Genomic DNA, 25,605 nt, shown 5'->3' on the forward strand with positions numbered 1-25,605 from the left:
ATCTCGCCGAATTTCGTGAAATTTATTGCAAATAATTTGCATCGTAGCGGCTGGCAATTCCGCCTCACGGGCAAGATAAAAAATAAAATCATCGGAATTTTGATGGTCATCCAAATGTCAATCCCAGTTTCGGTAAATTCAATGGAAATTCCAAAGGAGGAATTTAGAGATATTAACGTCTTTTCTCTGGGATTGGTGGGGTTTGTCGGGCACATCAGCCCGCAAGAAAAGATGTACAGAAAAATAAAACAAACCGCGGGGGCAAAATCATATTTCGTCAAGATATTGGAGTCCAAAGATGCAACCCTTGAATCAAAAATGTATGCCATGTGCGGCTTGAGAGAAATCGACCATCGATCATTTATAAAATACAAAAATACATTCTCATCCTCACTCAAAGTATCAATCATGAAAGGAGATATCTTATCGAGAGAAAGTATTTCTGATGTTCTTTATCGAATTAATAAATTTGGATGCAACTGAGGAATATGACTTATGAAAATCATTTCCAAATCCGAGGCCGCAGAAATTTCTGGGGGACTTGATTTGTCCGGAGAAGAAGAGTCGAGCAACGTGATTGACTTGAGAGGCACGCAGAAGAACGGGTGGGTTGACGCGAATGGAACCTGCTGGGCCCCGGGCTCCTCATCGTCAACCATGTACCCCAATTTTGGTGAAGATGGCGACGGCTAATCAATCCCCAACACATCAATACACCGGATCAAGATAACGGGTCCGGTGTCTCATCAATCTAAAATTCCTTGCGTCATGATCCATTTCCCTATCAGCAAAGAAGAGTTTTTCCAGAATTTCTTTGAAAAAAAGCCGGCACTATTTCGAGGCGCAGCTTCAGGGAAAAAATTTGATTGGCTTGATGTCGATGAGTCAATATATGCTAGTCAATCTAGCCCACTAAAAATCAAGATGCACTCCGGAAGCAGTTTTCTCGAACCCGAGAATTACGAATGGAAGTGCCTTGAAGTTGGCGTTCTAAAAAGTCAGCTTAACTCTACCGAGATTCATCGCCAGCTAGACAATGGATCCACACTGGTTTTCAATAGAATTGAATCGCCATCACTTAAAATCAGAAAACTATGCCAACATATTTCTGATTTTTTGGCGATGACAGTCGTGGCAAATGGCTATCTCTCATTCGGGAGAAGGGGATCTTTTGGCGACCATTGGGATACTCACGATGTTTTTGCTGTGCAATTAATAGGAAGAAAAAAATGGAAAATCTACAACCCGACATTCAAGCTACCAATTGAAGGACAAACGAGCAAGGATCAAAAACACCTTCGCCCGATTCGCCCAGAACTGGACTTCATCCTGGAAGAAGGGGATATCGTATACATTCCTCGTGGATGGTGGCACTCAGCAACCGCCCTTGATGAACCAACGTTCCATATTGCTGCCGGCATCCATACGAATAAATACTTGGATTACATCGACTGGATAACCAAAAGAAAACTAAAGAACAGGGATTTTTTGCGAACCTCGCTACCCTTCCATGACATAAAAGATCTCAACATTGAACAGATGATTGAGGATATAAATCAGGAAATCAGGAGCCCCCAAAATTTCCTTGAATATATCGAAGACGTGAATTCGGAGACTGTCTCGGCAAGCGACATAGGAATAACAGAATATGTAAAGAAATTCTCCAATAAAAAATAATCTAATGTCGATTTCGACCCGAAAATCATCAAAACCTGAACTGCAAGATCTACGGTTGCAGTGTTTTATCCGCGAAAGGAACCATCGATGTAGATGATTCCACCAAGTAAAGGCTGCAGACACGATTCTCGCAACGCTGCTTAGTCTACCGGCCTCTCAACACAAGATGACCTTCAGGACAGGCAGCGGAAGCAGCTGACGTCTATTCCGTCGACGCACCACAAGCATTACTGGCCGGAAAAATCGCGCCGAGATCATCTGCCTGTAAGCGCCACTGTCTGACGGTCGGTCGCGTGAACCGTGGCCATGATGCATCGCGAAAGCGTCAAATGTGAGGTGGCGAATTGCAATGACAGATTGTTCCGATAACGGCATGATTCACATAGTTCTGTACTCGCTTCGGCGTTTCTGACTTGGTTGGGTCTTCGCATACATGGATGAAGAAACCTTGAATCCAGCCTAAATCCTGACGAATTGGCCAAGGCGGCGACCCGACCTGAATGAATGATCCGCACATCACCGCCATCCTCCCAAAACCCGCCCCATCGCATCCAGCCCCATGTCGAACAGATGCGACACGAACGGCACGAGGTTCGGGATCATCAGTTGCACGAGCAACAGCCCGACCAGCATCGTGACCGGAAAGCCGATCTGGAAGATGCCGATCTGCGGCGCCGCGCGGTTCAGGATCCCGAGCGCGAGGTTCGCGATCAGCAGCGCCGCGACGACCGGCAGCGCGAGCAGCAGCCCCATCTCGAACACGGTCGCGCCGAACGCGGCGAGCGTGCGCCAGCCGGGCGCGTGCAGCAGGTCGGCCGACACCGGCAGCGTCTGGAACGACGCGGCCAGCGCCGCGAACACCTGCAGGTGGCCGTCCACCGCGAGAAACGCGAGCATCGCGATCGCATTCAGGAAGCGGCCCATCGCCGGCGTCGCGCCGTTCGAATGCGGGTCGAAGAAGGTCGCGAAACCGAGCCCCATCGACAGGCCGATGAAGTCGCCGGCCGCCTCGACGGCCGCGAACACGATCTGCATCGTGAAGCCCATCGCAACGCCGATCAGGAACTGCGTGACGACGATCCAGATGCCCTGCGCGGAGAACACCGTGACGCCCGGCATCGCGCCGAGCGTCGGCGCGACGACCAGCGCCAGGAACGCGGCGATGCCGATCTTCACGCGCACCGGCACGGCCGCATGGCCGACCACGGGTGCCGTCGCGACGAGCGCGAGCATCCTCACGAACGGCCACAGGAAGGCCGTCAGCCAGCCGTTGAGCTGCGCGTAGGTAACCGAGAACATCGGCGGGGATCGAAAGCCGGACGCGCCGCTCAGCCGGCGCCGAGCGTCGCGACGTGCAGCAGCGTCTGCCGCAGGTAGTCGAGCATCGTCGTCAGCATCCACGGGCCGGCGATCACGAGCGTCGCGGCCACCGCGAGCAGCTTCGGGATGAACGACAGCGTCGATTCGTTGATCTGCGTCGCGGCCTGGAACAGGCTCACGACGAGGCCGACCGCGAGCGCGACCAGCAGCAGCGGGGCGGCCAGCAGCAGGCCGACCATCATCGCCTGGTGCGCCAGCGTCATCACCTGTTCGGGTGTCATCGTGCGCGTCCTCCGCTTACGTGAAGCTCTGCGCGAGCGAGCCGATCAGGAGCTGCCAGCCGTCGACCAGCACGAACAGCATCAGCTTGAACGGCAGCGACACGGTGGACGGCGACACCATCATCATCCCCATCGACATCAGCACGCTCGCGACGACCATGTCGATGATCAGGAACGGGATGAAGATCGTGAAGCCGATCTGGAAGCCGGTCTTCAGCTCGCTCGTGACGAACGCGGGCACCAGCAGCGACAGCGGCACGTCTTCCGGGCCCTGCATCGGCGCGGCCTTCGAGATCTTCGCGAACAGCGCGAGATCGGTCTCGCGGGTCTGCTTCAGCATGAAGGTCTTGAACGGCGCGACGCCGCGCTGCACGGCCTGCTCCATCGGCATCGAGCCGTCGGAAAACGGCTTGTAGCCGTCGGCGTACGCACGGTCGAGCACCGGTGACATCACGAAGAAGGTGAGGAACATCGCGAGGCCGACCAGCACCTGGTTCGGCGGCGTCGTCGCGGTGCCGAGCGCCTGGCGCAGCAGCGACAGCACGATGATGATGCGCGTGAAGCTCGTCATCATCAGCAGCATCGCCGGCAGGAACGACAGCATCGTGAGCAGCAGCATCGTCTGCACGCTCAGCGAATAGGTGGTGCCGCCGTTCGGGCCCGGGCTCGTGTTGAACGCGGGCAGGCCGGCCGCCTGCGCGCATGCGAGCGCCGGGGCGACGCAGAGGATCAGCACGGGCGCGAAGCGCGCCGCGCGACGCAGGAATTCGTGTTTCATCGGAATGCGAGTACGGAAAGAGGGCGCGACGCCATGTCAGCGGTCCTTGCCGCGTCCGAAGCGCTTCGCGGCTTCGCCCGCGAGCGCGTCGCGAAACCGCGCGCCGAACGTGCCGGGCTGGCCGCCGCCGGTTGCGGTGCCGCCGGCGGGTGCCTCGGCCGTCGCGGTGGCCGCCGCCGAGCCGGCCGGCAGCGTATGCAGCAGCCGCACGTTGCCCGGCGCGACGCCGAGCACGAGCCAGGTGTCGCCGATCTCGACGATCGTCGCGCTTTCCTTCGCGCCGAGCGCGACGCTCGACACGACCTTCAGCGGGCCACCGCGCCGCGCGGGCTGGAACCCGAAGCGGCGCGCGAGCCACGCGCAGCCGAACACGAGGCCGATCACGACCGCGAGCCCGACGAGCGTCTGCAGCACCGCGCCGACGCCGAGCGACGGCACGGCCGAGCCGACCGTCACGCTCGATGCGATGGCGCCGGCGTTGTTCACCGCGTTCATGTCGGCGGCGCCGGCCGGCGCGCACGCAAGCGACGCGGCAACGGCAGCCGCCGCCGCGATCGCGAACAGGCGCGCGCGGCGGCCAGACGTCACGACTTTCATCGATTCAGCTTCCGGATCCGTTCGGCCGGCGTGATGATGTCGGTCAGCCGGATGCCGAACTTGTCGTTGACCACCACGACCTCGCCCTGCGCGATCAGGCAGCCGTTCACGAGCACGTCCATCGGCTCGCCGGCGAGGCCGTCGAGCTCGACGACCGACCCCTGCGCGAGCTGCAGCAGGTTGCGGATCGCGATCTTGGTGCGGCCGAGCTCCACGGTCATCTTGACCGGGATGTCGAGAATCATCTCGATGTCGTTGTGCGTCGAGCTGGCCGCGGCCTTCGACAGCGGCTGGAACACGCCGGCGCCGGTCGCGCCCGCCTGCACCGGCTGCTGGTTCTGCTCGGCGAGCGCGGCAGCCCAGTCGTCAATGCCCGAATCCTCTTCCGCGGCGGCGGGTGCTGCCTGCACGGCCGCGGCCGATTCCGCGAGGGCCGCGTCGGCGAGTGCCTGCGGGTCGAGTTCGGTCGTCGGGTTCAGCTCACTCATATCCACCTTCCTTCATCGTGTCGCCCGCGCTGATCATCTTCTGTACGCGCAACGCATATTGACCATTGAAAATGCCGTAGCCGCACTCCATCACCGGCACGCCGTCGACCTTCGCGGTGATCGTGTCCGCGATCTCCAGCGGCAGCACGTCGCCCGCGCGCAGGTTCAGGATCTTCTCGAACGTCGACGGGATCTCGGCGAGATCCGCGCTCAGCTCGACCTCGGCCGACTGCACCTGCTGCGACAGCACGCGCACCCAGCGGCGGTCGACTTCGAGCGCCTCGCCCTGGATCGGCGACGCGAGCACGTCGCGGATCGGCTCGACCATCGAGTACGGCATGCAGATGTGCAGCGTGCCGCCGGTCGGCCCGAACTCGATCGAGAACTGCGTGACGATCACGATCTCGTTCGGCGTCGCGACGTTCGCGAACTGCGTGTGCATCTCCGAGCGCACGAATTCGAACTGCAGCGGCCGCACGCTCTTCCACGCGGTCGTGTAGTGCTCGAACACAAGGTTCAGCAGCTTGCCGATGATCCGCTGCTCGGTGGCCGTGAAGTCGCGGCCCTCGACGCGCGTGTGGAAACGCCCGTCGCCGCCGAACAGGTTGTCGACGACGAAGAACACGAGGTTCGGGTCGAACACGAACAGCGACGTGCCGCGCAGCGGCTTCACGTGCACCAGGTTCAGGTTCGTCGGGATCGGCAGGTTGCGGGTGAACTCGCTGTACTTCTGCACCTTCACCTGGCTCACGGAGATTTCCGCCGTGCGCCGCATGAAGTTGAAGATGCCGATCCGCAAGAGGCGCGCGAAGCGGTCGTTGATGATCTCGAGGCCGGGCATCCGGCCGCGGACGATCCGCTCCTGCGTCGCGATGTTGTAGGGGCGGACGCCCGACGTATCGCGCTGCTCGTCGATTGCGTCGGTTTCGCCCGTGACGCCCTTGAGGAGGGCATCGACCTCCTCCTGGGACATGAACTCCTGGTGGCCCATGCGCGCTCCTTTTCCGGCCGCGTTACTGGACGACGAATTCGGTGAACAGCACGTCGTCGACCTTCGCGCGCTGGTTGCCCGGCTGCGTCGGCTGTTCGATCAGCTCGCGCAGCTCCTTCGCGAGCGAACGCTTGCCGTCCGGCGTCGCGAGATCCTCGGGATGCTTGTTCGACAGCGCGAGCAGGATCCGGCTGCGGGTCTCCGGCATGCGCGCGGTCAGCTGCTCCTGTGCCTTCGGGTCGGTGAGCTTCAGCGACAGGCCGACGCGCAGGTAGTGCTGCACGCCGTCGTCCGACTGCAGGTTGACGGTCAGCGGGTCGAGCGGGAAGAACACCGGAGCGGCCAGCAGCGCCGGTTCGGCGGGCGCGCTCGCATGGCCGACGCCGGTCTTGCTCAGGAACACGTACATGCCGCCCGCGGCGGCGGCCGCTGCGCCCAGCGCGATGACGGCGATGAGCGCGATGCGCTTGAACTTGCCGGACGAGGCCGGCTTGTCGGCAGTCGGGTTTGCGGTCGTGGAGGCCATGTGAATGCGTGCGTGATGTCTCGTAGCATGCATTGTTCGGCATCCGGGCCGAGCCCGATGGGCGGAAAAGAGGGGGGAATTGCGGCTATCTCAGCCGATTGTCGGCAGGGTGTCGGCTCGATGCAGGGTACGAGCGGCGGGAAAACGGCGTCTGCGAGCGGTGAGGCGGGCGACCGGCGGGCATCCGGGCCTTCAGGCGGGAAGGGCGGGCGGCGGCACCCGCCCGCGCATCGTCAGATCGGCAGCAGCGACAGCAGCGGCGCGATCAGCACCATCGCCACGCCCGCGATCATCATCGTGAGGCTCGACACGACGCCTTCCTCGCTGCCGATCTCGCGCGCCTTCGCCGTGCCCACGCCGTGGGCGGCCGCGCCGAACAGCGCGCCGCGCGCGAGCCGCGTGCGCATCGGCACCAGCGCGAGCACGATCTCGCCGAGCAGCATCCCGCAGATGCCGGTCGCGATCACGAACAGCGCGGTGAGATCCTTCGGCGCATGGATCTTGTCGGAAACGGCGAGCGCGAACGGGGTCGACACCGAGCGCGTCATCAGCGAGCGCTGCAGCTCGGGCGACAGGTGCAGCAGCTTCGCGAGCAGCAGCGATCCGCACACGCCGGCACCGATCCCGACCGCGACGCCGACCGACAGCGACAGCCAGTGGCGGCGGATCAGGTCGCGATACTCGTAGATCGGCACCGCGAACGCGATCGTCGCCGGGCCGAGCAGCCACATCAGCCAGCGCGTGTCGCGGAAGTAGACCGAATACGGGATGCCGGTCAGCACGACGAGCAGCGCCAGCACGCCCGGCACGAACACGAGCGGCGAGAACAGCAGCGTCTTCCTGTATGCGTAGAGCCGCTTCGACACGAAATACAGGACGACCGTCAGCACGAAGCAGCCGACGGAGATCGCGGTATTCACGCGGTCGGCGGACAGGTTCGACAGCAGCGCAAGCATCGCAGGCTCCGGCTCAGTGGGCCGACGCGGTCGCGAGGCGCGCACGGCGGCGCTCGGCGAACACGCGCTGCGCGGCGAGCCGGCGCTCGAGCTTCGCGGCGAGGTCGACCGCCACCGCCACCGCGACCATCACGAACGCGGTGCCGGCGAGCATGACCAGCGCGATGCGCCAGCCGTCCTCGCGGAACAGCCCGCCATACTGGACGGCCGCGACAGCGGCCGGCACGAAGAACAGCAGCATGTCGGACAGGAGCCAGTTCGCGCCGTCCTTCACCCACGCGGGCGCGACCCGGCCCGAGAACAGCAGCGCGAGCAGCACCGCGAGGCCGACGACGCCGGACGGCACCGGCAGCCCGACCGCGCGCACGGCCCAGTCGACCGCCATCCACAGCACGCCGAGCGCGGTGGCCTGCAGCACGATCCGGCCCGTACGCGCAACGTTGCCCGCAGCGGCGGGGCGGGCGGCGGCAGTGGCGGTCGGCTTGGTCATGGCGGGCTCCATACAGATATTGCGTTGATGGTGTGAGTATAGGGTTTCCCCTAACCATAAATAAAATGACTTGTCTCTATCCTTGTCATTCCAATTCGGAATTCAGCTTGGTCCGTTGCACCAACTTGGGGAGTCATCGATGGAATTGCGCGCGCTGCGGTACTTCGTCGAGGTGGTCCGTCAGCAGAGCTTCACGGCGGCCGCCGACCGGTTGTTCGTCACGCAGCCGACCATCAGCAAGATGGTGAAGGCGCTCGAGGACGAGATCGGCTCGCCGCTGTTGCTGCGCGACGGCCGGCAGATGGTGCTGACCGACGCGGGGCGGATCGTGTTCCAGCGCGGCCAGGACGTGCTCGCCGCGCAGGCGCAGCTGCAGTCGGAGCTGAAGGATCTGGGCACGCTCGGGCGCGGCGAGCTGACGATCGGCATTCCGCCGCTCGGCGGATCGCTGTTCACGCCGATCATCGCCGCGTACAAGCAGCGTTATCCGAACATCGAGCTGAAGCTGTTCGAGCAGGGCGCGCGGATGATCGAGGCCGCGCTGATGTCGGGCGAGCTCGAGCTCGGCGGGCTGCTGGAGCCGGTCGATCCGGCCACGTTCGAGCGACTGCCGATGGTGCGCGCGCCGCTGTGGCTGGTCGCGCCGCGCGAGTCGCGCTGGGAGGATCACACGGCCGTGCCGCTCGCCGATCTGGCGCGCGAGTCGTTCGTGTTCTACGCGGAAAGCCTCGCGCTGCACGACGCGGTGCTCGACGCGTGCCGGCAGGCCGGCTTCACGCCGTCGATCGTGAGCCGCAGCGGTCATTGGGATTTCATGGCCGCGCTGGTGCACGCGGGGGTCGGCATCGCGCTGTTGCCGGAGCCGTACTGCCGGCGGCTCGATGCGCGGCAGTTCACGTGCCGGCCGATCGTCGAGCCGGAGATTACCTGGGCGATCGCGCTCGGCTGGCTGAAGAAGGGTTACCTGTCGCACGCGGCGCGGGCGTGGCTCGACGTCGCGCGGGCGACGCTGCCGATCGCGTCGGGCGACGATCTGGCCTTCGGCGGGTTGCGGGCGCGGGAGTGAGGCGCGCGGCGCGGGCGGCGCAGCGATACGACGAACGGGCGAAGGCCGGCGCGGCCCGCCGCGCGTTCAATGCCCCATCGCCGGCCCCGCGCCTTTCCTCGGCTTCGTGATCCACACAAGCGCCGCGAGTGCGATGAACACGCCCGCCGACAGATGGAAGAAGTCGTTGGTCGCCATCATGAAGCCCTGCTGCGTGACGAGCTGGTTGAGCTGCGCGTTGGCCGTCTGCCCGACGATCCCGAGCTGCGCGAGCGCGCCCTGGTAGTCGGTCGTGCTCTGCGCGTAGATGCTCACCGATTCCGACAGCCGCGCGTGGTGATAGATCGCATCGTTCTCCCAGAACGTCGAGCTGGCCGCGGTGCCGATCGCGCCCGACAGCGTGCGCAGGAAGTTCGACAGCCCGGACGCGCTCGCGAGCCGCTCGTCGGAGATGCTCGACAGCGTGATCGTCGTCATCGGCACGAAGAAGCAGGCGACGCCGATCCCCTGCACGAGCCGCGGCAGGATCACGTGGTTGAACGGCACGTCGAGCGTGAACGTCGAATTCCAGACCGATACACCCGCGAACACGATGAACGCGAAGCTCGCGACCATCCGCAGGTCGAGCCGGTGCATGTTGCGCCCGATCAGCGGCGACAGCACCAGCGCGAGCAGCCCGACCGGCGCGGTCGCGAGGCCGGCCTTGCCGGCCGTGTAGCCCATCACCGTCTGCAGCCACAGCGGGAAGATCACGACCGAGCCGAAGAACGCCATGAAGCCGAACGAGATGATCAGCGCGCCGAGCGCGAAGTTGCGGTCCTTGAACAGCGACAGGTCGACCACCGGTTCCTTCTCGGTCGCCTCCCACACGAGCATGAACGCGAGCGACACGACCGCGATCAGCGCGAGCGCGACGATGAAGCTCGAGTTGAACCAGTCGCGGTCCTTGCCGAGGTCCAGCATCATCTGCAGGCACGACACGCCGATCACGAGCAGCGCGAGGCCGATCGCGTCGATCCGCTGCTTCGTCGTCTTCGTCTCGCGGCCGCGCAGCAGGAAGTATGCGCAGGCCGCCGAGAAGATGCCGATCGGCAGGTTGATGTAGAAGATCCACGGCCACGTGTAGTTGTCGCTGATCCAGCCGCCCAGCAACGGGCCGAAGATCGGCGCGACGATCACCGTCATCGCCCATAGCCCGAGCGCGAGCCCGCGCTTCGCGGGCGGATAGCTGCGCATCAGGATCGTCTGCGACAGCGGCACCATCGGCCCGGACACGAGGCCCTGCAGCAGCCGGAACGCGATCAGCGTCTCGAAGTTCTCCGCGAGGCCGCACAGCGCCGACGCGATCGTGAACGCGAGCACCGACAGCGTGAACAGGCGCACCTCGCCGACCCGCCGTGCGAGCCAGCCGGTCAGCGGCACCGCGATCGCGGACGCGACCGAATACGACGAGATCACCCACGTGCCTTCGCTCGTCGCGACGCCGAGGCTGCCCGAGATGGTCGGCACCGCGACGTTCGCGATCGACGTGTCGAGCACTTCCATGAAGGTGCCGAGCGCGAGCCCGACGGTGAGGAGCGCGAGCGCGCCGCCGGTGAGCGGCGCGGGCTGGGCGGCAGGTGGCGCGGCGGATGCCGTGGTGGCGGACATCGGAATCTCCTAGACGCGACGCGCGCAGCGCGCCGGCACAACACACGGGCGCACCCTATCGCGCGGCCCGGACGGGTGGAACGGGTGAGGGGAGAGATGGAGCACGTGCCTCGTCATCTTCTGCCCAGACAGAGAAATAAGCGAATACTTAACCTAGACATCGGGCCTCCCGCGCTCAGCAATCCGGTTCGTCGGGCTTCGGGCAGCCGGCGTCGCCGGGCCCGTTGGCGATGAACCGCTGCAGCAGGCCGGTGAGCAGCGCGAGTTCGTCGGCCGAGAAACCGGCGAGCTGCGCGTTCAACGCGGTCGCGATCAGCGACGGCAGCGCGCGGGCCGCGTCGGCGCCGCGCTCGGTCAGCGTCAGCTCGATCACGCGGCGGTCCTGTTCGCTGCGCGAGCGCGCGACCAGGCCCTTGCGCTCGAGGCGGTCGAGCATCCGGGTCATCGAACCGCTGTCGTACGACATCTTGCGCGACAGCTCGAACGGCGTGCGCGCATAACCGCGCGACAGCAGCAGGATCACGCCGATCTGCTGCGCGGTGAGGTCGTACGGCTCGAGTGCGCGGTCCATTCGCTCGACGAGCGCCTGCCGGGCCTTGGTCAGGTAATAACCGAGGCTCGTTTCCAGTGCGATGGTGTCGGGATCGTAGAGGCCGCCGTTCATGCGAATTGCGCGCGCAGCAACAGTGCGTTTCAGGTCAAAACGCGCCCAGTATCTTGAAAAATGATTGCTTAGTCAATATTATTTCAGGCAACCAGTTACGACGTGCATGCCGCACTGCCGGAGACGATGTTCTGACCGCTCAGCCCGCGCTGCCGGGCACCCGAGGATGTTCGCAATGCTGTTCCTGAAAAATGCCGCCGGCGCGCTGCGCCGCAACCTGACCGATACCGCTCATCATGTGTTCTCCGGGCCGCACCGCGGCTGGAAGATCGCGCTGTACGTGACGATGCTGGTGGTGCCGGGCGGGTCGCTCGCGGCGCTCGGGTTTGCCTGGTTCGATCACCGCCGGCAGCGCAACGCGAAGGGTGCCGCCCGCCGCACGAGCCGGCCGGCGGCCACGGAGCCGTCGACATGGCGGTCCGCCGCCGATCCCGTCCCGGTGCCCGCGCGCTGTCACTGACACCGCCGGCTCCCGTCATCCCGACCGAATGCCGGCCGCACCCCGCGGCCCGGCTTCGTCTGCGCCGCATTCGTCGCCTGCCTCGAGCGCAAGCGATCCGTAATGACCGGTAAACCGGCCGGCCGCGCCGGTAACACATTCGTGCCGCCGCGCACCGTACCCTTAGGGCTGCGCGGCTTTCCCGCCGTCAGTTACCATTTGTCCGCCAGCGGCACGACGACCGCATCGCGCGACGCCGCTCGCCGGCCGCAGCATCCCGACAGGAAAACCACCATGCCGTACGCTCCCCTCCCGCGCGCCCTTCGCCCGCTGAGCGCCGCCGTCGCCGTCGCGACGGCCGTGCTGCTCGCCGGCTGCGCCGTCGGGCCCGACTATCACCGGCCCGACACGTCGATCCCCGCCGCCTTCAAGGAAGCGCCGGCCGGCTGGAAAGTCGCGCAGCCCGCCGACCGCGCCGACCGCGGTCCGTGGTGGAGCGTCTACAACGACCCGCAGCTCGACGCGCTGGTCGGCAAGCTCAACGCATCGAACCAGACCATCGCGCAATCGGCCGCCGCGTACCGGCAGGCCCGCGCGCTCGTCGCCGAAGCGCGTGCCGCGTACTTCCCGACCGTCGGGCTGACCGCCTCGGGCTCGCGCTCCCGGACGGGGCGTACGTCGTCTTCGTCGAGCTTCGGCAGCAGTTCGTCGATCGGCAACAGCTACAGCGTCGGCCTCGACGCGAGCTGGGAACCCGACCTGTGGGGCAAGGTGAGCCGCACCGTCAGCGCGCAGCGCGCCGGCGAAGCGGCCGCCGCGGCCGATCTCGCGAACGCGCGGCTCTCGCAGCAGGCGCTGCTCGCGCAGACCTACTTCCAGCTGCGCACGTCCGACGCGCTGCAGAAGCTGCTCGACGACACCGTGAAGTCGTACGGCGAATCGCTGAAGCTCACGCAGAACCAGTACGCGCAGGGCGTCGCCGCGCGCGCGGACGTGATCCAGGCGCAGACGCAGCTGCAGAGCGCGCAGGCCGCGTCGATCGACAACGGCGTCGCGCGCGCGCAGTACGAGCATGCGATCGCGACGCTGATCGGCGAACCGGCATCGACGTTCTCGCTGGCGCCGAACCCGCTCGCGGCGGAGCCGCCGATCACGCCGGTCGACGTGCCGTCCGCGCTGCTCGAGCGCCGGCCCGACATCGCGGCGGCCGAGCGCCGCGCGGCGGCCGCGAACGAGCAGATCGGCGTCGCGATCGCCGCGTTCTTCCCGACGCTCACCCTGTCGGCCACCGGCGGCTTCCAGAGCTCGGTGTGGTCGCAACTGTTCACGCTGCCCGCGCGGTTCTGGACGGTCGGCCCGCAGCTCGCGGCGACGCTGTTCGACGCCGGCCTGCGCGCCGCGCAAACGGATGCCGCGCGCGCGACCTACGACCAGGACGTCGCCGCGTACCGCCTCGCGGTGCTCACCGCATTCCAGGACGTCGAGGACAACCTCGCGTCGCAGCGCATCCTTGCGCAGGAAGTCGACGTGCAGCGGCAGGCCGTCGACAGCGCCCAGCACGCGCTCGCGATCGTCACGAACCAGTACAAGGCCGGCACGGTCGCCTACCTGAACGTGCTGACCGCGCAGACCACCGCGTTCACCGCGCAGCAGAAGCTCGCGACGATCGCAGGCCAGCGGATGGTGTCGTCGGTCGGGCTCGTGAAGGCGCTCGGCGGCGGCTGGGATGCGTCGGACATCGCACGCGAAACGGGCGACATGGCGGCGCCGGCGCCGGCATCCGGTGCGGCGGCGCCGGCCGCGACCGCACCGTCGGCCGCCGTGCCGCTCGCGCAGAAGTAAGACGGAAAGGAGAGGGTGGCGCGCGCGTCAGCGCGTCGCGTCGCCGAAGATCAGCGACACTTCGTTGTTGCCGATCGGATGGCCAAGCAGGTTCAGCAGCCCCGCGAGGTTCGCCTGCTGCTCGGGCGCCGCATGCGCGGTGCCGCGAAACGAACCCTGGCCGGGGCCGAAGCTGCCGTGTCCGTCGAGGAACAGCGGGCCCTGCGTCGTCGACAGGTCGAGATCGGCGCCCGAGCCCTTCGCCTGCAGCACTGCGCGATACGACCCGAGCGGCTTCACGCGCGACACGCGCGAACTCATCGAATCGATCGTCACCGTCAGCTGGCCGAACGCGCTGTTGCCGATCATCCGCCAGTCGGTCCAGCCGAGCCGCACGTCACCCTGCAGGTCGAGCGTGTTGAACGGCGTGCCGAGCCCGGCAAGCAGCGACGCGGGCACGGCCATCGTGCCCGCCGACAGCACGGCGCCGCGCCACGTCGCGTCGAGCGTGACGGCGTCGGGCATCGCCTCGGTCTGCCGCATGCGCATCCGCACGCGCCCGGTCAGGAGCGGCCAGAAGCCCGTGGTCCATTCGACCCGCCCCGGCAGCAGCGTTGCCGCGCTCTGGTCCGCGCCCGGTGCGAGCATCAGCGTGCCCGACCCGTGCCACAGCGATCCGTCCGGATCGACGAGGTTCACGTGGCCGCCGCTCGCGCGCGCGAACTGCGGCGCGATCCACGCGGCCGGCGCGAGCGCGACGAGCGTCAGCGCCGTCGCGAACCCGCCCGCCACCACCCACGGCAATGCGGCGACGAGCCGCCTGATCCCTGGCCTCATCGGCCGACCGTCGCTGGTTTCATCCACTGCGTCATTTCTGCGTCGAGGGTTGCATCACGGCCGTCAGGTCGACCTGGCCGTCTTCCTTCAGTCCGGTCACGTGCGCTTCGCCGACCTGCACCTTGAACTGCCGGCGCGCGTCGTCGAGCCACTGCGTCCACACCGGAAACGAGGCGTTCTTCATCTGGATCTGCACACCGTTGCCGACGACCTGCACCTGCGCACCCTGCAGCCCGTGATCGGACAGCGACGCGGTGAGCGCGTCCTTCAGCGCAAGACCGGTCGGCGCGACGCCTTGCGCGGCGGCCGTCAACGACTTCGCCTCGTTGGCCTGCGCGGTCATCTGCGCGAGTTCCTGGCGCATCGTCGGCAGCTCGCGCCGGATCCGCGCGCGGCCTTCCTCCGCGGGCGACCACAGCACCGAATACGCGATCGCGACGGCCAGCACGGCGCCGCCCCAGCCGAGCAGCGTCCGCTCGCGCGGCGTGCGCTCGCCCCAGAACTGGGCCAGCGTCTGGGTCAGTTGTTCCGTCTTCATGAGCGGCTCCGGATCGTCCATTTGCCGGTGCTGCTGTCGACTTCGCCGGCCAGCCCGTTGCGCGCGAGACGCTGCGGGAAATCGGGGTCGACCTTGACCTCCGGCTTGAAGCCGACGTCGAGCCGCCGGTCGTGATAATCGAGCGACGCGATACCGTTCAGCGGCAGCGCGCCCATCGAACGCGACAGCCCGCTCGACAGCGCGAGGAAATCGTTCGGCGACAGCTCGCCCGCCGCAAGGCGCAGCTGGTCGAGCTGACGCTGCATCTGCGCGGGCGGATCGAGCACCGTCGTCGTCTTGGGGAAGGCAGACAGCAGCGTCTCGGTGATCTGCGCGGACAGCGCGTCGCGCTCGCGCGACAGCTTCCACCAGTGCAGGTTCATCCCGATCACCGCGACGCCGAGCGTGGCCGCGGCGAGTGCGATCGGCACGCGCAGGCGCTTCAGCGTCGCGCGGTCGAAGCGCCACGGCTGCGATTCGAATTCGAACTGGCACAGATCGAAGCGCTCGGTCAGCGCACGCCGCGCGAACGCATCGAACGGCAGCGGTTGCGCGCCCGGCAGCAGCGGGCCGTCGGCGCGTCCGACCGACGCGAGGCGCGGCTCCGCGCCCGGTTCGCCGAGTTCGTACAGTTCGACGTCGCCGCCGCCCGCGAGCGCGGCGAGCGTGCCGGCCGCGCGCGACGCAGGCGCCGCGAACCCTTCGCCGAGCGCGCCGCGCGCGACCGCGAACTCGAGACGCGGCGCACCGGCCGCGGCCGGCTGCGCGCCGGCTTCCACGAGCACCGGCTCGATCGCCGTCGTGAGGCCGAGCACCGCGGCGACCGCGGTCGGGCGCGCAGGCGGCTCGACCGCATCCGTGAGCGCGTCGGCTTGGGTGGCCTCACCGTCGGCATGCGCATCCGGTGCAGCTTCCGCCGCCGGCGCGCGCGGTGCGGGCAGGCAGCGCGTCGCGGGCACCGCGCTCAGGTGCCGGTGGCCGGCCGCGGTGAAGGCATCACAGATCGCGCGGAACCACGCGCGGTCGACGACGGCCAGCACGCGGCGGCCGTCGGGCAGCGCGACCGGATCGAGCGCGACATGGCAGCCGAGCGGATCCTGGATCAGCTGATCCTCGACGATGTTCGGCAGCGCCTGGCGCAGCTTCGGCCCCTTGAGCGGCGGCACGGTCGCGGCCAGCAGCAGCACGTCGCGCGCGGCGACGATCAGCACCGTCGCGTTCGCGCGCGGCAGCAGCGCGAGCGCGGCGCGGCCCGCGCGCTGCACCTGGCCGGCCTTGTCCACGAGCGTGAACGGCAGCTCGGGCCACTGCCATTCCTGCAACGGCACGGCCGGCTCGCGCGGCGGCAAAGAAACAATCAGCGTGCTCAAGAGCTCCTCTCCCGGATGGCGTCGTTATAGCTGGTCGCGGATGCGCACGACCCGCGTCGAGTGCGTGGTCGGATCACGATACACGAGCGAGGTGCGATCGACCTCCGCGCGATCGTGCTGAATCCGGCCATGCACGATGAAGTAACTCGAATTGACGTCGACGAGGCTCGAGTCGATCGTCACGTTCGGCGCGCCGGCACCGCGCAGCGCGAGCTGCACGTCGCCGACGTTGCGGAAAAACACGGTCTCGCGCCGCGCGACGAGCGCCTGGGCGGACGACACGCTCATCCCCGGCATCAGCGCCGCGATCACCTCGGCCGGCGCGGTGTTCATGTTCACCGGCGTCGTGGTCGGCAGCACGGTGACGAACGGGCGCAGCCGCGCGACCATTTCGGGCGTGACGCCATCGACGTCGAGCAGGCTGTCGACGCCGGTCATCACGAGCGGCGCGGGCCCGCGGTCGCCGTCGGACATCCCCGGCTCGTCGGTGAAGTTGCCGGCCGTGTCGCCGCCGGGCACCGGCGCGGTCGCGGCCGTTCCGGCACCGGGCAGCGTCGGCGTCTGGAAACGCGTCGCCGAGTGCATCAGGCCCGCGCGCATCTGCAGCGCGATGCGCTTCGCGAGCGCGCCGTCGTAGCCAAGGGTCGTCAACAGCCGCTGGAACGCCTTGAGCTGCATCGCGTTGAGCTGCAGCACGCCGGGCGCCGGCGACGACACGAGGTTGCGCAGGTTGTACTTCGCCTGCGCGTCCTCGATCGATCCGGAGATGTAGGTGTCTTCGCCGCCGTTGTCGTTCGGCGCGCCGATCCGGCCGAGGAAATCCGACAGCTTCGTCTTCGCGATCGGCACGGCCCAGATCCCGCCGAGATAGGTGATGCCGGGCGCCGTGTCGCCCTCGGAGCGCAGGATCATGCGCGTCCAGTCGAGCGCGCCGCGCGCGACCCACTGCGCCTGCGCGATCACGCGCTGGTTCTCGATGCGGCGAATCTGCACCTGCTGGCGCCACAGCATCCCCGACACGAGGATCGCCGACAGCGCGACGACGAGCAGCGCGGTGATGATCGCCGCGCCGCGCTCGCGGCGGGCGCGTGCGGCGCGACGCTCGGCGAACCGGGAACGATGAGGGCGCGCGCGCATCGTCATTCCCCGACGAGGAAGATGCGCGTGACGGGCACGCGCAGCGAGGTCGCGCCGATGCTGACCTGCAGCCCCGTCACCGCGCGCGCCGGCGGCGCGTTGCCGATCTGCGGCACCTTCAGCGCATCGTTGTTCTGCGCGAGCGCGTCGTTGGCCGTCTGCAGGTTGGTGGTCCAGCCGACGCGCGGCACGTACAGCTTCGCGTCGATCGCACCGACGCCGCCCATCAGCGCGACCCAGCTCCAGCCGTCGACGCTGCTGTCCTTCAGCACGTCGCGCAGGCGGTTCGCGTCGTCGAGCGGCGGCGATGCATAGCGCACGACGCGCCCGCCGGCGATCCGGTAGCGGACCACCTGCAGCCGCGGCGCGGCGCCCGGCACGTCGAGCTCGCGGACGATCTGCAGCGTGTTGCCGGCGACGCCGATCGCCGGCTGGCCGGCTTCGTCGTCGGTCGCGGCGAGCCGCGCGTCGATGCGCATCTGGTCGAACATCTGCGCGAACACGCGCTCGTCTTCCATCGCGGCCGCGACCTTGTCGCGGCCGCGCATGATCTGGTCAAGCCCGCGCCACGACAGGATCGCGACCACCGCGAGGATCGCGATCGCGATCATCAGTTCGATCAGCGTGAAGCCGCGCACGCGGCGCGAGCCGGCGGCGCGCAGCGGCCGGCGCGGCATCGGCACGTCAGAGCGGACGGCTGGTTTCATTCGCGACCACCGTCACCATTTGCGCGAGCACGCCGGCGCGCCCCGGCATGCTCACCGACATCTGCACGCGCCGGAACACCGGGTTCGGCGTCGTGCTCACGCGCTGCGTGCAGACCAGCTGCAGGTTGCCCTGCGAACAGTCGAAGCTCTGTTCGCCGACCTCCGGCCACGCATGCGTGAGGCGCAGTTGCGCGAGCGCGTTGTCGGCACTCCAGCCGGCGAGCAGCCGGCGGTGGAGATCGGATGCATTGGTCGCCATCGTGCCGACCGCGCGGATCGACGCGGCGAGCGCGACCGCGATGATCGCGAGCGCGACCAGCACCTCGATCATCGTGAAGCCGCGCGCCCCGACGAGGCCGGCCGCGGGCCGGTCTCCGGAGGAAGTACGCCCGGGGTGCCCCGAAGGGAGTCCCCTTGGGGGGCGGGAAGCGGCCGGAAAGGGCAGGCGACGACGCATCGTCATTGCACCTCGTAGCGGCCGTTGCCGGTGCCGACGATCGTCGCGCTGCCGACCGCCGAATGCAGCGTCACGCGCACCGGCGTGTCGATGCTTTCCGTGCCGAACACGACGCGGCTCGCGCGCGTGTCCGAACCGGGATAGTCGATATCGGCGCCCGTGACGCCGCCGTCCCAGTCGCGCGGGCGCAGCACGTCGTCGCGCAGCGTGTGCCAGCCGTCGGGCGAGCTCACGTCGAAGCGGAAACCGTGCGCGGTCGGCTGCCACGCGACCGGGCGCGCGCGCACCTGTGCTTCGTCGCCGGCCGTCTCGAACAGCAGCGCGATGCGCTGCGCTTCCTCGCGCAGGTCGGTGCGCGGATTGCGCGTCAGCGACAGCGACGCGAGCGACACCAGCAGGCCCGCGATCACGAGCACGACCAGCATCTCGAGCAGCGTGAAGCCGCGTGCGCGTGCCACGGTCACGGCCGCGCCGCGCCGCACGCGGCCGTCGCGGCGAGCGCGAGCGGAGCGCAAGGGCGTGCGAGGGGCGGGCATGGAGTGAAGAACGGGGAGAACGTCGGGACGGTCAGCGCAGGCTTACTGCCACGAACCGATGTCGGAATCGTTGCTCTCGCCGCCTTCCTTGCCGTCGGCGCCGTAGCTGAACACGTCGATCTCGCCGTGCACGCCCGGGTTCAGGTACTTGTACCCGTTGCCCCACGGATCGTTCGGCAGGCGCTCGAGATAGCCGCCGTCCTTCCAGTTGTTCGGGATCGGATCGGTGGTCGGCTTCTGGATCAGCGCGTTCAGGCCCTGTTCCTGGGTCGGATAGCGGCCGTTGTCGAGCCGGTACAGCTTGAGCGCCTGCATGATCGTGCCGATGTCCTGCTTCGCGGCGATACGGCGCGCCTCGTCGGGACGGCTCATGATCTTCGGCACGATCAGTGCCGCCAGGATCCCGAGGATCGCGACCACCACCATGATCTCGATCAGCGTGAAACCGCGCTGACGGCGCACGGCCGCATTACGGCGAGTGATCCACGTTTGCATGACTGACTACCTCTTCCAAAAAATGTCGTCGATTAAGTGACGCACCCGGCGCATTCCGGACGTTTGCCTGACGGCCAGCTTCCGTTTCCCCCGGGCGCGGAGCACGCATTGTAAGGCGCGCGCTGCCGAGGGCTTTCACCCAACGCAAATTTCATATACATCCGTACAATAGCGCGCATGAACGCGCTCTCGATCCGGATCCTCTCCCTAGCCCTCTTCGCGGGTTTGTGCGCGACGGCCACCTACTGGGTCGTCACGCTGTCGGCCCGCGAAGCGCCGCTGCCCGCCGCCGCCGCGCGGTTGCCGATCCGCACCGAGGACGCCGCCGCGCTCTTCGGCGGCCAGCTCGACAAGAATCCCGTGCAGGACATCCACCTGTTCGGCATTCTCGCGCTCGATCATGGCGGCGCCGCGATCGTCGGCATCGGCGGCGAGCCGCCGCGCGCCGTGTCGCTCGGCGCGGAGCTCGCGCCCGGCGCGAAGCTCGCCGAAGTGCGCAACCGCTCGATCATCGTCGACCGCAACGGCGCGCGCGCCGAAGTCCAGCTCCCCGCGAACACGCCGTCGCCCGCGATCTACATGCGTTGAACGGCGGTGGCCTGACCGGCGGTCAGGCCGTCACTGCACCATGTTGTTCAGCTCGATGATCGGCAGCATCACGGCCAGCACGATCACGAGCACGATCCCGCCCATCGCCAGGATCAAGAGCGGCTCGAGCAGGCTCGTCAGGAACATCGTGCGGCGTTCGAGCTCGCGTGCCTCACCTTCCGCCGCGCGATCCAGCATCGTCGTCACGTCGCCCGTCGCCTCGCCGGAGCGGATCAGGTGCACGAGCACCGGCGGAAACGTCTTCACGTTGTTCAGCGCGCGCGACAGCGCGGAGCCTTCGCGCACGCGCACGATCGCGTCGTCGATGTTCGCGCGCATCGCGCGGTTCGACAGCGTCTCGCCGGCCGCCTGCAGCGCGCGCAGGATCGGCACGCCGGCCGCGGTCAGGATGCCGAGCGTGCTCGCGAAGCGCACCGTGTTGTAGCCGCGCACGAGCTTGCCCGCGAGCGGCGCGGTCAGCACCCAGCGGTCGAACGCGAGCCTGGGCCCGTCGCGCGACAGCGTCGCCTTCACGACCCACACGACGAGCGCGATCGCGATCAGGATCGCCCACCACCAGTGCCGCACGAAATCCGACAGCGCCATCATGACGACCGTGAGGATCGGCAACTGCTGCTTCGTGCTCGCGAACACGTTGACGACCTGCGGCACGACGTAGCTCAGCAGGAACGTGACGATGCCGAACGCGATCAGCGTGACGATCCCCGGATACGTGAACGCGAGCAGGATCTTCTGCTTCAGCGCGTTGCTCTGTTCGATGTAGTCGGCCAGGCGCGACAGCACGATGCCGAGCTTGCCGGTGTGCTCGCCCGCCGCGACGAGCGCGCGATAGATTTCGGGGAAGTCGCGCGGATGCTGGCCCAGCGCATTCGCGAGCGAGTGGCCGCCGAGCACCTCCGCGCGGATCGAGGCCATCAGTTCGCGGATGTAGTCGCGCTCGGCCTGCTCGGTGAGCACGCCGAGCGCCTCGTCGAGCGGCAGCCCCGCGATCAGCAGGCTCGCGAGCTGGCGCGTGAGGATCGCCTGCTCGCGCTGCGACAGCTTGCGGCCGAACGCGAGGCGCTGCGAGCGCGCACCGCGGCTCGCGCTGGCGGCCGGCTCGACCACCAGCGGCGTGAGCCCCTGCGTGCGCAGCTGGCCGCGCGCGGCGCGCGCGCTGTCGGCATCGATCACGCCCTTCTGCGCGCGCCCGGCCGAATCGATTGCTTCGAAACGGAATGCCGACATCGCGCTATGCGCCTCCCGTCACGCGCAGCACTTCCTCGAGCGACGTCGCACCGGCCGCGAGCCAGCGCTCGGCGTCGTCGCGCAGCGTGCGCATCCCTTCCGCGCGGCCCGCGGCGAGAATCTCCGCATCGGCCGCGTTGCGGTGGATCAGCGTACGGATCGAATCGTCGACCACCAGCAGTTCGTATACGCCGCGCCGGCCCGTGTAGCCCGAATGCCCGCACTTGTCGCAGCCGACCGGATGCCACACGGTGCGGCCTTCCTCCTGCCGCTCTTCCTTGCAGACCGGGCACAGCTGCCGCACCAGGCGCTGCGCGAGCACGCCGAGCAGCGACGACGCGAGCAGGTACGGCTCGACGCCCATGTCGGTCAGGCGCGTGACGGCGGACGCCGCATCGTTGGTGTGCAGCGTCGCGAGCACGAGGTGGCCCGTGAGCGACGCCTGCACCGCGATCTGCGCGGTTTCGAGGTCGCGGATTTCGCCGATCATGATCACGTCCGGGTCCTGGCGCAGGATCGAACGCAGCGCGCGGGCGAAGGTCATCCCGATCCGCTCGTTCACCTGCGTCTGGCCGATGCCGGACAGGTCGTATTCGATCGGATCCTCGACGGTCATGATGTTGGTCGTCGCCGTTTCGAGCCGCGACATCGACGCATACAGCGTCGTCGTCTTGCCCGAACCGGTCGGGCCCGTCACCAGCACGATCCCGTGCGGGCGGGCGATCAGCTTGTCGAACTGGACGAGCGTGTCGCGGCCCATCCCGAGCGCTTCGAGGTTCAGGCGCTGCGCATCCTTTTCCAGCAGACGCAGCACCGCGCGCTCGCCGTGTCCGGTCGGCAGCGTCGACACCCGCACGTCGACCGGCCGGCCGCCGACGCGCAGCGTGATGCGGCCGTCCTGCGGCAGGCGTTTCTCGGCGATGTCGAGCTGCGCCATGATCTTGATCCGCGAGATCAGCGCGCCGTGCAGCGCCTTCTTCGGGCGCACGACGTCGCGCAGCGTGCCGTCGACGCGAAACCGCACGACCGATGCATTCTCGAACGGCTCGATGTGAATGTCCGACGCCTGTTCGCGCGCCGCTTGCGTGAGCAGCGCGTTGATCATCCGGATGATCGGCGCATCGTCTTCCGATTCGAGCAGATCCTCGACTTCGGGGATGTCCTGCATCAGCCGCGACAGGTCGACTTCGCCTTCGACCTCGCCGACGATCTGCGCCGCGCTGCCGTCCTGGCGCGCGTAGGCCTGGTTGATCGCCTGCGCGAGCTCGTCGGCCGGCACGCGATGCACGGAGATCGAGCCGAAGTTGCGCGCGATTTCGGCGAGCGCCGCATCGTTCGTGCGTTCGCTGATCCACACCTCGAGCGTGTCGTCGAGCTGGTGCGCGATCAGCACCTGGCCGCTCTTCGCGAAGCCGTACGGCAACAGGCGCGCGGCGAGCGGCGACGGCGGCTGCCGTTCGCCGGGCGCGCCGTCGTGGGCGGAGGACGCGAGCACGTCGGTCACTGCGAGGCTCCCGACGGCACCGTCAGCGGCTGTTGCTGCATCTGCTGCTGCGGCACGGCTTGCGGCTGGACGGCCGGTTGCGCCTGCTGCGCCGGCTGCGGGCCCTGCTGCTGGCGGCGAATCTTCGTCAGGTCGAACAGGTTCAGTGCCGAGCCGCCTTCGCTCGGGCCGAGCGGCATCGGCGGAACGGTCGGATCGTCCTTGTCACGCATGACGTTGTTGTCAGACTTATACGAGCCCGTGACGCCCTGGATATAGTCGTAGCGGTTCGCCGACACCGCCTGCGCGGTCTGCCGGTCGGTGATGATCACCGGGCGCAGGAACACCATCAGGTTGGTCTTCTGTCGGTTCTTCGATTCCGAGCGGAACAGCTGGCCGATCCACGGGATGTCGCCCAGCAGCGGCACCTTGCTGTTCGACACGTTGTAGTTGTCCTGCATCAGGCCGCCGAGCACGATGATTTCGCCGTTGTCCGCCAGGATCGTCGACTGGATCGAGCGCTTGGTGAAGGTCGGGCCGGTCGTGGCGGTCAACGTGCTGGTGACGACCGCCGAATCCTCGGTGTAGAGCTGCAGCTTCAGGATGCCGCCGTCGGTGATCTGCGGCTTCACGTGCAGCGTGAGGCCGACATCGCGGCGATCGTAGGTATTGAATGCGTTGTTCGTGTTGCCGCTCGTCAGGTTCGAATACGACCCCGTCGGAATCGGCACGTTCTGGCCGACGACGATCTTCGCCTCTTCGTTGTCGAGCGTGATGAGGTTCGGCGTCGACAGCACGTTCGCGTCGCTCACGCCCGCGAAATAATTCAGCAGCGCGCCAAGGCCCTGCACGCCGAACATGTTGTGCAGCCAGCCGACGTTCAGGCCCGGCAGGAGCGTCTGCCCCAGCGCGCCGAGCCCCGCCGTACCACCGGCGGCAACCGCGCCCGACACCCCGAGGATGTTGCCGCTGGGCGTACCGGGGGCGCTGAAGTTCGTGCCGCCGAGAAACTGGCCCTGGGCGATCTGCCACTGGATGCCGAGGTTGCCGGACGTATTCGAGTTCAGCTCGACGATCAGCGCTTCGATATAGACCTGCGCACGCCGTGCGTCGAGCTGGTCGATCACCGAGCGCAGGTTGCGGTAAACGGGATCGGACGCGGTGATGATCAGCGAGTTGGTGGCCGCGTCGGCCTGGATCATCCCGCCCGGCTGGTTGTCGTCGCCGCTCTTGTCCTTGTCGCCGCCGAGCAGGCCGCCCGTGCCGAGGCCGCCGCCGGACGAGCCGCTGCCGCCGTAGGCCGACGAAGAAGACGAACCGCCCAGGCCGCCCGACGGCAGCGGCGGGGTGCCCGACGTGCCGGTCGAGAAGTTGCCGCTCTGCGACGAGCCGCCGCCCTGGTTGAAGCTGTTCGCGTCGTTGGACGACGCCGACGAACCGCTGTCGCCGCTGCTCTTGCCGAGCATCCCGCGCAGCGTCTTCGCGAGCTTCACCGCGTCGGCGTTGCGCAGCGGCACGACGTGCATGTTGCCGGGCACCGCGCTCGGCGCGTCGAGCTGCTGCACGAGGCGCTTCGCGGCCGCGAGGCGCGACGCGCTCGACGCGCGCAGCATCAGCGAGTTGGTGCGCGGGTCGGCCGTGACCGACACCTTCAGCGTCGCGTCGCTGTTGCCGATCGCGCCCGGGTCGAGCATCTTCTGCAGTTGCGCGGCGAGGTCGATCGCGTTCGCATTGCGCAGCGGCACGACCTGGACCTGCGCGCCCGCGGCGCTATCGACGCCCGAGATGATCTGCGCGATGCGGCGCACGTTGTCCGCGTAATCGGTAACGACGATCGTGTTGTTCGCCGGGTAGGCGGTGACCGTGTTGTTCGGCGAGATCAGCGGCCGCAGCACCGGCAGCAGGTTGTTCGCCGATTCGTTGCGCAGCTCGAACACCTGCGTGATGACCTGGTCACCGCGCGCCTGCGGCGCATTGCCGACATAGGTCGGCACGCCCTGCAGCTTCGCGTCGGCTTCCGGCACGACCTTCAGCACCCCGTGATCCTGCACGAGCGCGAAGCCCTGCATGCGCAGCGCCGACTGCAGCGTCTTCAGCGCCTGGTCTTCCGGCACCGGCCGTTCGGCCACGAGATTGAGCTGCCCCTTCACGCGGGGGTCGACGATGATGGTCTTGCCGGTTGCGGCACCGATCGCCTTGGCGACCTGGTCGATGTCCGCATTCACGAAATTGAGCGTGACCTGAGCGTAGGCGGCCTGCGAGACGATGATGCCGGCGACGATCAGGGTCGTCGCGATGCGCCGCATAACGAAGCGATTTCTTGTCATGGATGAATGGGTCGATGCCGGCTCAGGCCACTTCCGGCGGTAGTGCTGGGATCCAGGTCCGAAAGAGGCGACATTAGCAGCTTTTCATGTCCGAAATATCACATTGAGCCGAGGACTGTCTCACATACGACATGTATCCGGCGCGCCGTATGCAATATG

General features: G+C 67.1%; 29 protein-coding genes. 7 read left to right on the plus strand and 22 right to left on the minus strand.

The window, feature by feature from the left end:
- Positions 1-15 precede the first annotated feature (15 nt).
- The 3 genes from mchS3 to DIE16_RS20340 are packed head-to-tail and all read left to right on the plus strand — an operon-like array spanning position 16 to position 1,677.
- Entirely contained in the window at positions 16-483 is a 468-nt protein-coding gene (gene mchS3, locus DIE16_RS20330) for an MchS3 family protein (RefSeq protein WP_124893311.1), read from the plus strand.
- A 12-nt stretch (positions 484-495) separates the two neighbouring features.
- Entirely contained in the window at positions 496-693 is a 198-nt protein-coding gene (locus DIE16_RS20335) for a hypothetical protein (protein WP_124571508.1), read from the plus strand.
- Between the two features lie 45 nt (positions 694-738).
- Positions 739-1,677, plus strand: a complete 939-nt coding sequence (locus DIE16_RS20340) for a cupin domain-containing protein (protein ID WP_221625273.1) — start codon at positions 739-741, stop codon at positions 1,675-1,677.
- A gap of 516 nt (positions 1,678-2,193) precedes the next feature.
- Here DIE16_RS20340 and fliR read toward each other — a convergent pair.
- The 9 genes from fliR to DIE16_RS20385 form a co-directional block, all read right to left on the minus strand.
- The gene (gene fliR / locus DIE16_RS20345) at positions 2,194-2,976 is read right to left on the minus strand and encodes a flagellar biosynthetic protein FliR (RefSeq protein WP_124667517.1); all 783 of its coding nucleotides are present in this window, start codon (positions 2,974-2,976) and stop codon (positions 2,194-2,196) included.
- A 29-nt stretch (positions 2,977-3,005) separates the two neighbouring features.
- Entirely contained in the window at positions 3,006-3,278 is a 273-nt protein-coding gene (gene fliQ / locus DIE16_RS20350) for a flagellar biosynthesis protein FliQ (protein ID WP_006750427.1), read from the minus strand.
- A 16-nt stretch (positions 3,279-3,294) separates the two neighbouring features.
- Positions 3,295-4,056, minus strand: coding sequence for a flagellar type III secretion system pore protein FliP (gene fliP, locus DIE16_RS20355; RefSeq protein WP_044845189.1), 762 nt, complete (start codon positions 4,054-4,056; stop codon positions 3,295-3,297).
- Positions 4,057-4,092: 36 nt separating this feature from the next.
- Positions 4,093-4,653 (minus strand): flagellar biosynthetic protein FliO, encoded by a 561-nt coding sequence (gene fliO, locus DIE16_RS20360; RefSeq protein ID WP_124520431.1) that lies wholly within the window; start codon positions 4,651-4,653, stop codon positions 4,093-4,095.
- Positions 4,650-5,141, minus strand: coding sequence for a flagellar motor switch protein FliN (gene fliN / locus DIE16_RS20365; protein ID WP_124486791.1), 492 nt, complete (start codon positions 5,139-5,141; stop codon positions 4,650-4,652). Before fliN ends, fliO begins: the two co-directional genes overlap by 4 nt.
- Complete coding sequence (fliM, locus tag DIE16_RS20370) at positions 5,134-6,132, minus strand: flagellar motor switch protein FliM (RefSeq protein WP_124486792.1); 999 nt, start codon at positions 6,130-6,132, stop codon at positions 5,134-5,136. The genes fliN and fliM overlap by 8 nt, the downstream gene beginning before the upstream one ends.
- Before the next feature lie 22 nt (positions 6,133-6,154).
- Positions 6,155-6,691 carry a flagellar basal body-associated protein FliL gene (gene fliL, locus DIE16_RS20375; RefSeq protein ID WP_124893312.1) on the minus strand — a complete coding sequence of 179 codons (537 nt, stop codon included), beginning with the start codon at positions 6,689-6,691 and terminating at the stop codon, positions 6,155-6,157.
- Between the two features lie 200 nt (positions 6,692-6,891).
- On the minus strand, positions 6,892-7,614 hold the full coding sequence (locus tag DIE16_RS20380; RefSeq protein ID WP_044845194.1) for an LrgB family protein: 723 nt from the start codon (positions 7,612-7,614) through the stop codon (positions 6,892-6,894).
- Positions 7,615-7,627: 13 nt separating this feature from the next.
- On the minus strand, positions 7,628-8,104 hold the full coding sequence (locus tag DIE16_RS20385) for a CidA/LrgA family protein (protein ID WP_044845195.1): 477 nt from the start codon (positions 8,102-8,104) through the stop codon (positions 7,628-7,630).
- Between the two features lie 139 nt (positions 8,105-8,243).
- Here DIE16_RS20385 and DIE16_RS20390 point away from each other — a divergent pair, with 139 nt between their 5' ends.
- Positions 8,244-9,170 carry a LysR family transcriptional regulator gene (locus tag DIE16_RS20390; protein WP_044845196.1) on the plus strand — a complete coding sequence of 309 codons (927 nt, stop codon included), beginning with the start codon at positions 8,244-8,246 and terminating at the stop codon, positions 9,168-9,170.
- Positions 9,171-9,236: 66 nt separating this feature from the next.
- Here the strand turns inward: DIE16_RS20390 and DIE16_RS20395 are convergent, their stop codons facing one another.
- Positions 9,237-10,799: a DHA2 family efflux MFS transporter permease subunit gene (locus DIE16_RS20395; RefSeq protein WP_124486794.1), complete on the minus strand. Its 1,563-nt coding sequence runs from the start codon at positions 10,797-10,799 to the stop codon at positions 9,237-9,239.
- Between the two features lie 175 nt (positions 10,800-10,974).
- Positions 10,975-11,463, minus strand: coding sequence for a MarR family winged helix-turn-helix transcriptional regulator (locus DIE16_RS20400; RefSeq protein ID WP_124486795.1), 489 nt, complete (start codon positions 11,461-11,463; stop codon positions 10,975-10,977).
- Positions 11,464-11,638: 175 nt separating this feature from the next.
- Here DIE16_RS20400 and DIE16_RS20405 point away from each other — a divergent pair, with 175 nt between their 5' ends.
- Together DIE16_RS20405 and DIE16_RS20410 are read left to right on the plus strand one after the other, a co-directional pair.
- Positions 11,639-11,923 (plus strand): multidrug ABC transporter ATPase, encoded by a 285-nt coding sequence (locus tag DIE16_RS20405; RefSeq protein WP_082088525.1) that lies wholly within the window; start codon positions 11,639-11,641, stop codon positions 11,921-11,923.
- A gap of 273 nt (positions 11,924-12,196) precedes the next feature.
- Positions 12,197-13,744, plus strand: coding sequence for an efflux transporter outer membrane subunit (locus DIE16_RS20410; RefSeq protein ID WP_124486796.1), 1,548 nt, complete (start codon positions 12,197-12,199; stop codon positions 13,742-13,744).
- A gap of 27 nt (positions 13,745-13,771) precedes the next feature.
- Here the strand turns inward: DIE16_RS20410 and DIE16_RS20415 are convergent, their stop codons facing one another.
- From DIE16_RS20415 to gspG, 8 genes are read right to left on the minus strand one after another with little or no spacing between them, the layout of a single operon-like run.
- Positions 13,772-14,560 (minus strand): type II secretion system protein N, encoded by a 789-nt coding sequence (locus DIE16_RS20415; protein ID WP_044845203.1) that lies wholly within the window; start codon positions 14,558-14,560, stop codon positions 13,772-13,774.
- Between the two features lie 31 nt (positions 14,561-14,591).
- On the minus strand, positions 14,592-15,098 hold the full coding sequence (gene gspM / locus DIE16_RS20420) for a type II secretion system protein GspM (protein WP_124486798.1): 507 nt from the start codon (positions 15,096-15,098) through the stop codon (positions 14,592-14,594).
- On the minus strand, positions 15,095-16,468 hold the full coding sequence (gene gspL / locus DIE16_RS20425) for a type II secretion system protein GspL (protein WP_124486799.1): 1,374 nt from the start codon (positions 16,466-16,468) through the stop codon (positions 15,095-15,097). Before gspL ends, gspM begins: the two co-directional genes overlap by 4 nt.
- Before the next feature lie 24 nt (positions 16,469-16,492).
- On the minus strand, positions 16,493-17,605 hold the full coding sequence (gene gspK, locus DIE16_RS20430; protein WP_124893313.1) for a type II secretion system minor pseudopilin GspK: 1,113 nt from the start codon (positions 17,603-17,605) through the stop codon (positions 16,493-16,495).
- A gap of 2 nt (positions 17,606-17,607) precedes the next feature.
- Positions 17,608-18,312: a type II secretion system protein J gene (locus DIE16_RS20435; protein ID WP_124893314.1), complete on the minus strand. Its 705-nt coding sequence runs from the start codon at positions 18,310-18,312 to the stop codon at positions 17,608-17,610.
- Positions 18,290-18,775, minus strand: a complete 486-nt coding sequence (gspI, locus tag DIE16_RS20440; RefSeq protein ID WP_409364462.1) for a type II secretion system minor pseudopilin GspI — start codon at positions 18,773-18,775, stop codon at positions 18,290-18,292. Before gspI ends, DIE16_RS20435 begins: the two co-directional genes overlap by 23 nt.
- A complete protein-coding gene (locus tag DIE16_RS20445) occupies positions 18,772-19,305 on the minus strand; it encodes a GspH/FimT family pseudopilin (RefSeq protein WP_124520436.1) in 534 nt (177 codons plus the stop codon). Before DIE16_RS20445 ends, gspI begins: the two co-directional genes overlap by 4 nt.
- A 42-nt stretch (positions 19,306-19,347) precedes the next feature.
- On the minus strand, positions 19,348-19,800 hold the full coding sequence (gene gspG / locus DIE16_RS20450) for a type II secretion system major pseudopilin GspG (RefSeq protein ID WP_027783126.1): 453 nt from the start codon (positions 19,798-19,800) through the stop codon (positions 19,348-19,350).
- A gap of 177 nt (positions 19,801-19,977) precedes the next feature.
- Here gspG and DIE16_RS20455 point away from each other — a divergent pair, with 177 nt between their 5' ends.
- Positions 19,978-20,388, plus strand: coding sequence for a hypothetical protein (locus DIE16_RS20455; RefSeq protein ID WP_044845208.1), 411 nt, complete (start codon positions 19,978-19,980; stop codon positions 20,386-20,388).
- 30 nt (positions 20,389-20,418) lie between these two features.
- On the opposite strand, the gene gspF is transcribed toward DIE16_RS20455, so the two are convergent.
- Genes gspF through gspD form a run of 3 tightly spaced genes read right to left on the minus strand, consistent with a single transcriptional unit; the run spans position 20,419 to position 25,446 of the window.
- Positions 20,419-21,636, minus strand: coding sequence for a type II secretion system inner membrane protein GspF (gene gspF, locus DIE16_RS20460; protein WP_124893315.1), 1,218 nt, complete (start codon positions 21,634-21,636; stop codon positions 20,419-20,421).
- Between the two features lie 4 nt (positions 21,637-21,640).
- A complete protein-coding gene (gene gspE / locus DIE16_RS20465; protein WP_124486804.1) occupies positions 21,641-23,140 on the minus strand; it encodes a type II secretion system ATPase GspE in 1,500 nt (499 codons plus the stop codon).
- The gene (gene gspD, locus DIE16_RS20470) at positions 23,137-25,446 is read right to left on the minus strand and encodes a type II secretion system secretin GspD (protein ID WP_124893316.1); all 2,310 of its coding nucleotides are present in this window, start codon (positions 25,444-25,446) and stop codon (positions 23,137-23,139) included. Before gspD ends, gspE begins: the two co-directional genes overlap by 4 nt.
- Positions 25,447-25,605: the final 159 nt, after the last annotated feature.

Source organism: Burkholderia sp. Bp9090, from assembly GCF_003857985.1.
GTDB lineage: Bacteria > Pseudomonadota > Gammaproteobacteria > Burkholderiales > Burkholderiaceae > Burkholderia.

Coding starts and splice junctions, on each gene's coding strand:
- DIE16_RS20335 (WP_124571508.1), top strand. CDS start 496: ATGAAAATCATTTCCAAATCCGAGGCCGCAGAAATTTCTGGGGGACTT.
- fliR (WP_124667517.1), bottom strand. CDS start 2,976: ATGTTCTCGGTTACCTACGCGCAGCTCAACGGCTGGCTGACGGCCTTC.
- fliQ (WP_006750427.1), bottom strand. CDS start 3,278: ATGACACCCGAACAGGTGATGACGCTGGCGCACCAGGCGATGATGGTC.
- fliP (WP_044845189.1), bottom strand. CDS start 4,056: ATGAAACACGAATTCCTGCGTCGCGCGGCGCGCTTCGCGCCCGTGCTG.
- fliO (WP_124520431.1), bottom strand. CDS start 4,653: ATGAAAGTCGTGACGTCTGGCCGCCGCGCGCGCCTGTTCGCGATCGCG.
- fliN (WP_124486791.1), bottom strand. CDS start 5,141: ATGAGTGAGCTGAACCCGACGACCGAACTCGACCCGCAGGCACTCGCC.
- fliM (WP_124486792.1), bottom strand. CDS start 6,132: ATGGGCCACCAGGAGTTCATGTCCCAGGAGGAGGTCGATGCCCTCCTC.
- fliL (WP_124893312.1), bottom strand. CDS start 6,691: ATGCATGCTACGAGACATCACGCACGCATTCACATGGCCTCCACGACC.
- DIE16_RS20380 (WP_044845194.1), bottom strand. CDS start 7,614: ATGCTTGCGCTGCTGTCGAACCTGTCCGCCGACCGCGTGAATACCGCG.
- DIE16_RS20385 (WP_044845195.1), bottom strand. CDS start 8,104: ATGACCAAGCCGACCGCCACTGCCGCCGCCCGCCCCGCCGCTGCGGGC.
- DIE16_RS20390 (WP_044845196.1), top strand. CDS start 8,244: ATGGAATTGCGCGCGCTGCGGTACTTCGTCGAGGTGGTCCGTCAGCAG.
- DIE16_RS20395 (WP_124486794.1), bottom strand. CDS start 10,799: ATGTCCGCCACCACGGCATCCGCCGCGCCACCTGCCGCCCAGCCCGCG.
- DIE16_RS20400 (WP_124486795.1), bottom strand. CDS start 11,463: ATGAACGGCGGCCTCTACGATCCCGACACCATCGCACTGGAAACGAGC.
- DIE16_RS20405 (WP_082088525.1), top strand. CDS start 11,639: ATGCTGTTCCTGAAAAATGCCGCCGGCGCGCTGCGCCGCAACCTGACC.
- DIE16_RS20410 (WP_124486796.1), top strand. CDS start 12,197: ATGCCGTACGCTCCCCTCCCGCGCGCCCTTCGCCCGCTGAGCGCCGCC.
- DIE16_RS20415 (WP_044845203.1), bottom strand. CDS start 14,560: ATGAGGCCAGGGATCAGGCGGCTCGTCGCCGCATTGCCGTGGGTGGTG.
- gspM (WP_124486798.1), bottom strand. CDS start 15,098: ATGAAGACGGAACAACTGACCCAGACGCTGGCCCAGTTCTGGGGCGAG.
- gspK (WP_124893313.1), bottom strand. CDS start 17,605: ATGCGCGCGCGCCCTCATCGTTCCCGGTTCGCCGAGCGTCGCGCCGCA.
- DIE16_RS20435 (WP_124893314.1), bottom strand. CDS start 18,312: ATGAAACCAGCCGTCCGCTCTGACGTGCCGATGCCGCGCCGGCCGCTG.
- gspI (WP_409364462.1), bottom strand. CDS start 18,775: ATGACGATGCGTCGTCGCCTGCCCTTTCCGGCCGCTTCCCGCCCCCCA.
- DIE16_RS20445 (WP_124520436.1), bottom strand. CDS start 19,305: ATGCCCGCCCCTCGCACGCCCTTGCGCTCCGCTCGCGCTCGCCGCGAC.
- gspG (WP_027783126.1), bottom strand. CDS start 19,800: ATGCAAACGTGGATCACTCGCCGTAATGCGGCCGTGCGCCGTCAGCGC.
- DIE16_RS20455 (WP_044845208.1), top strand. CDS start 19,978: ATGAACGCGCTCTCGATCCGGATCCTCTCCCTAGCCCTCTTCGCGGGT.
- gspF (WP_124893315.1), bottom strand. CDS start 21,636: ATGTCGGCATTCCGTTTCGAAGCAATCGATTCGGCCGGGCGCGCGCAG.
- gspD (WP_124893316.1), bottom strand. CDS start 25,446: ATGACAAGAAATCGCTTCGTTATGCGGCGCATCGCGACGACCCTGATC.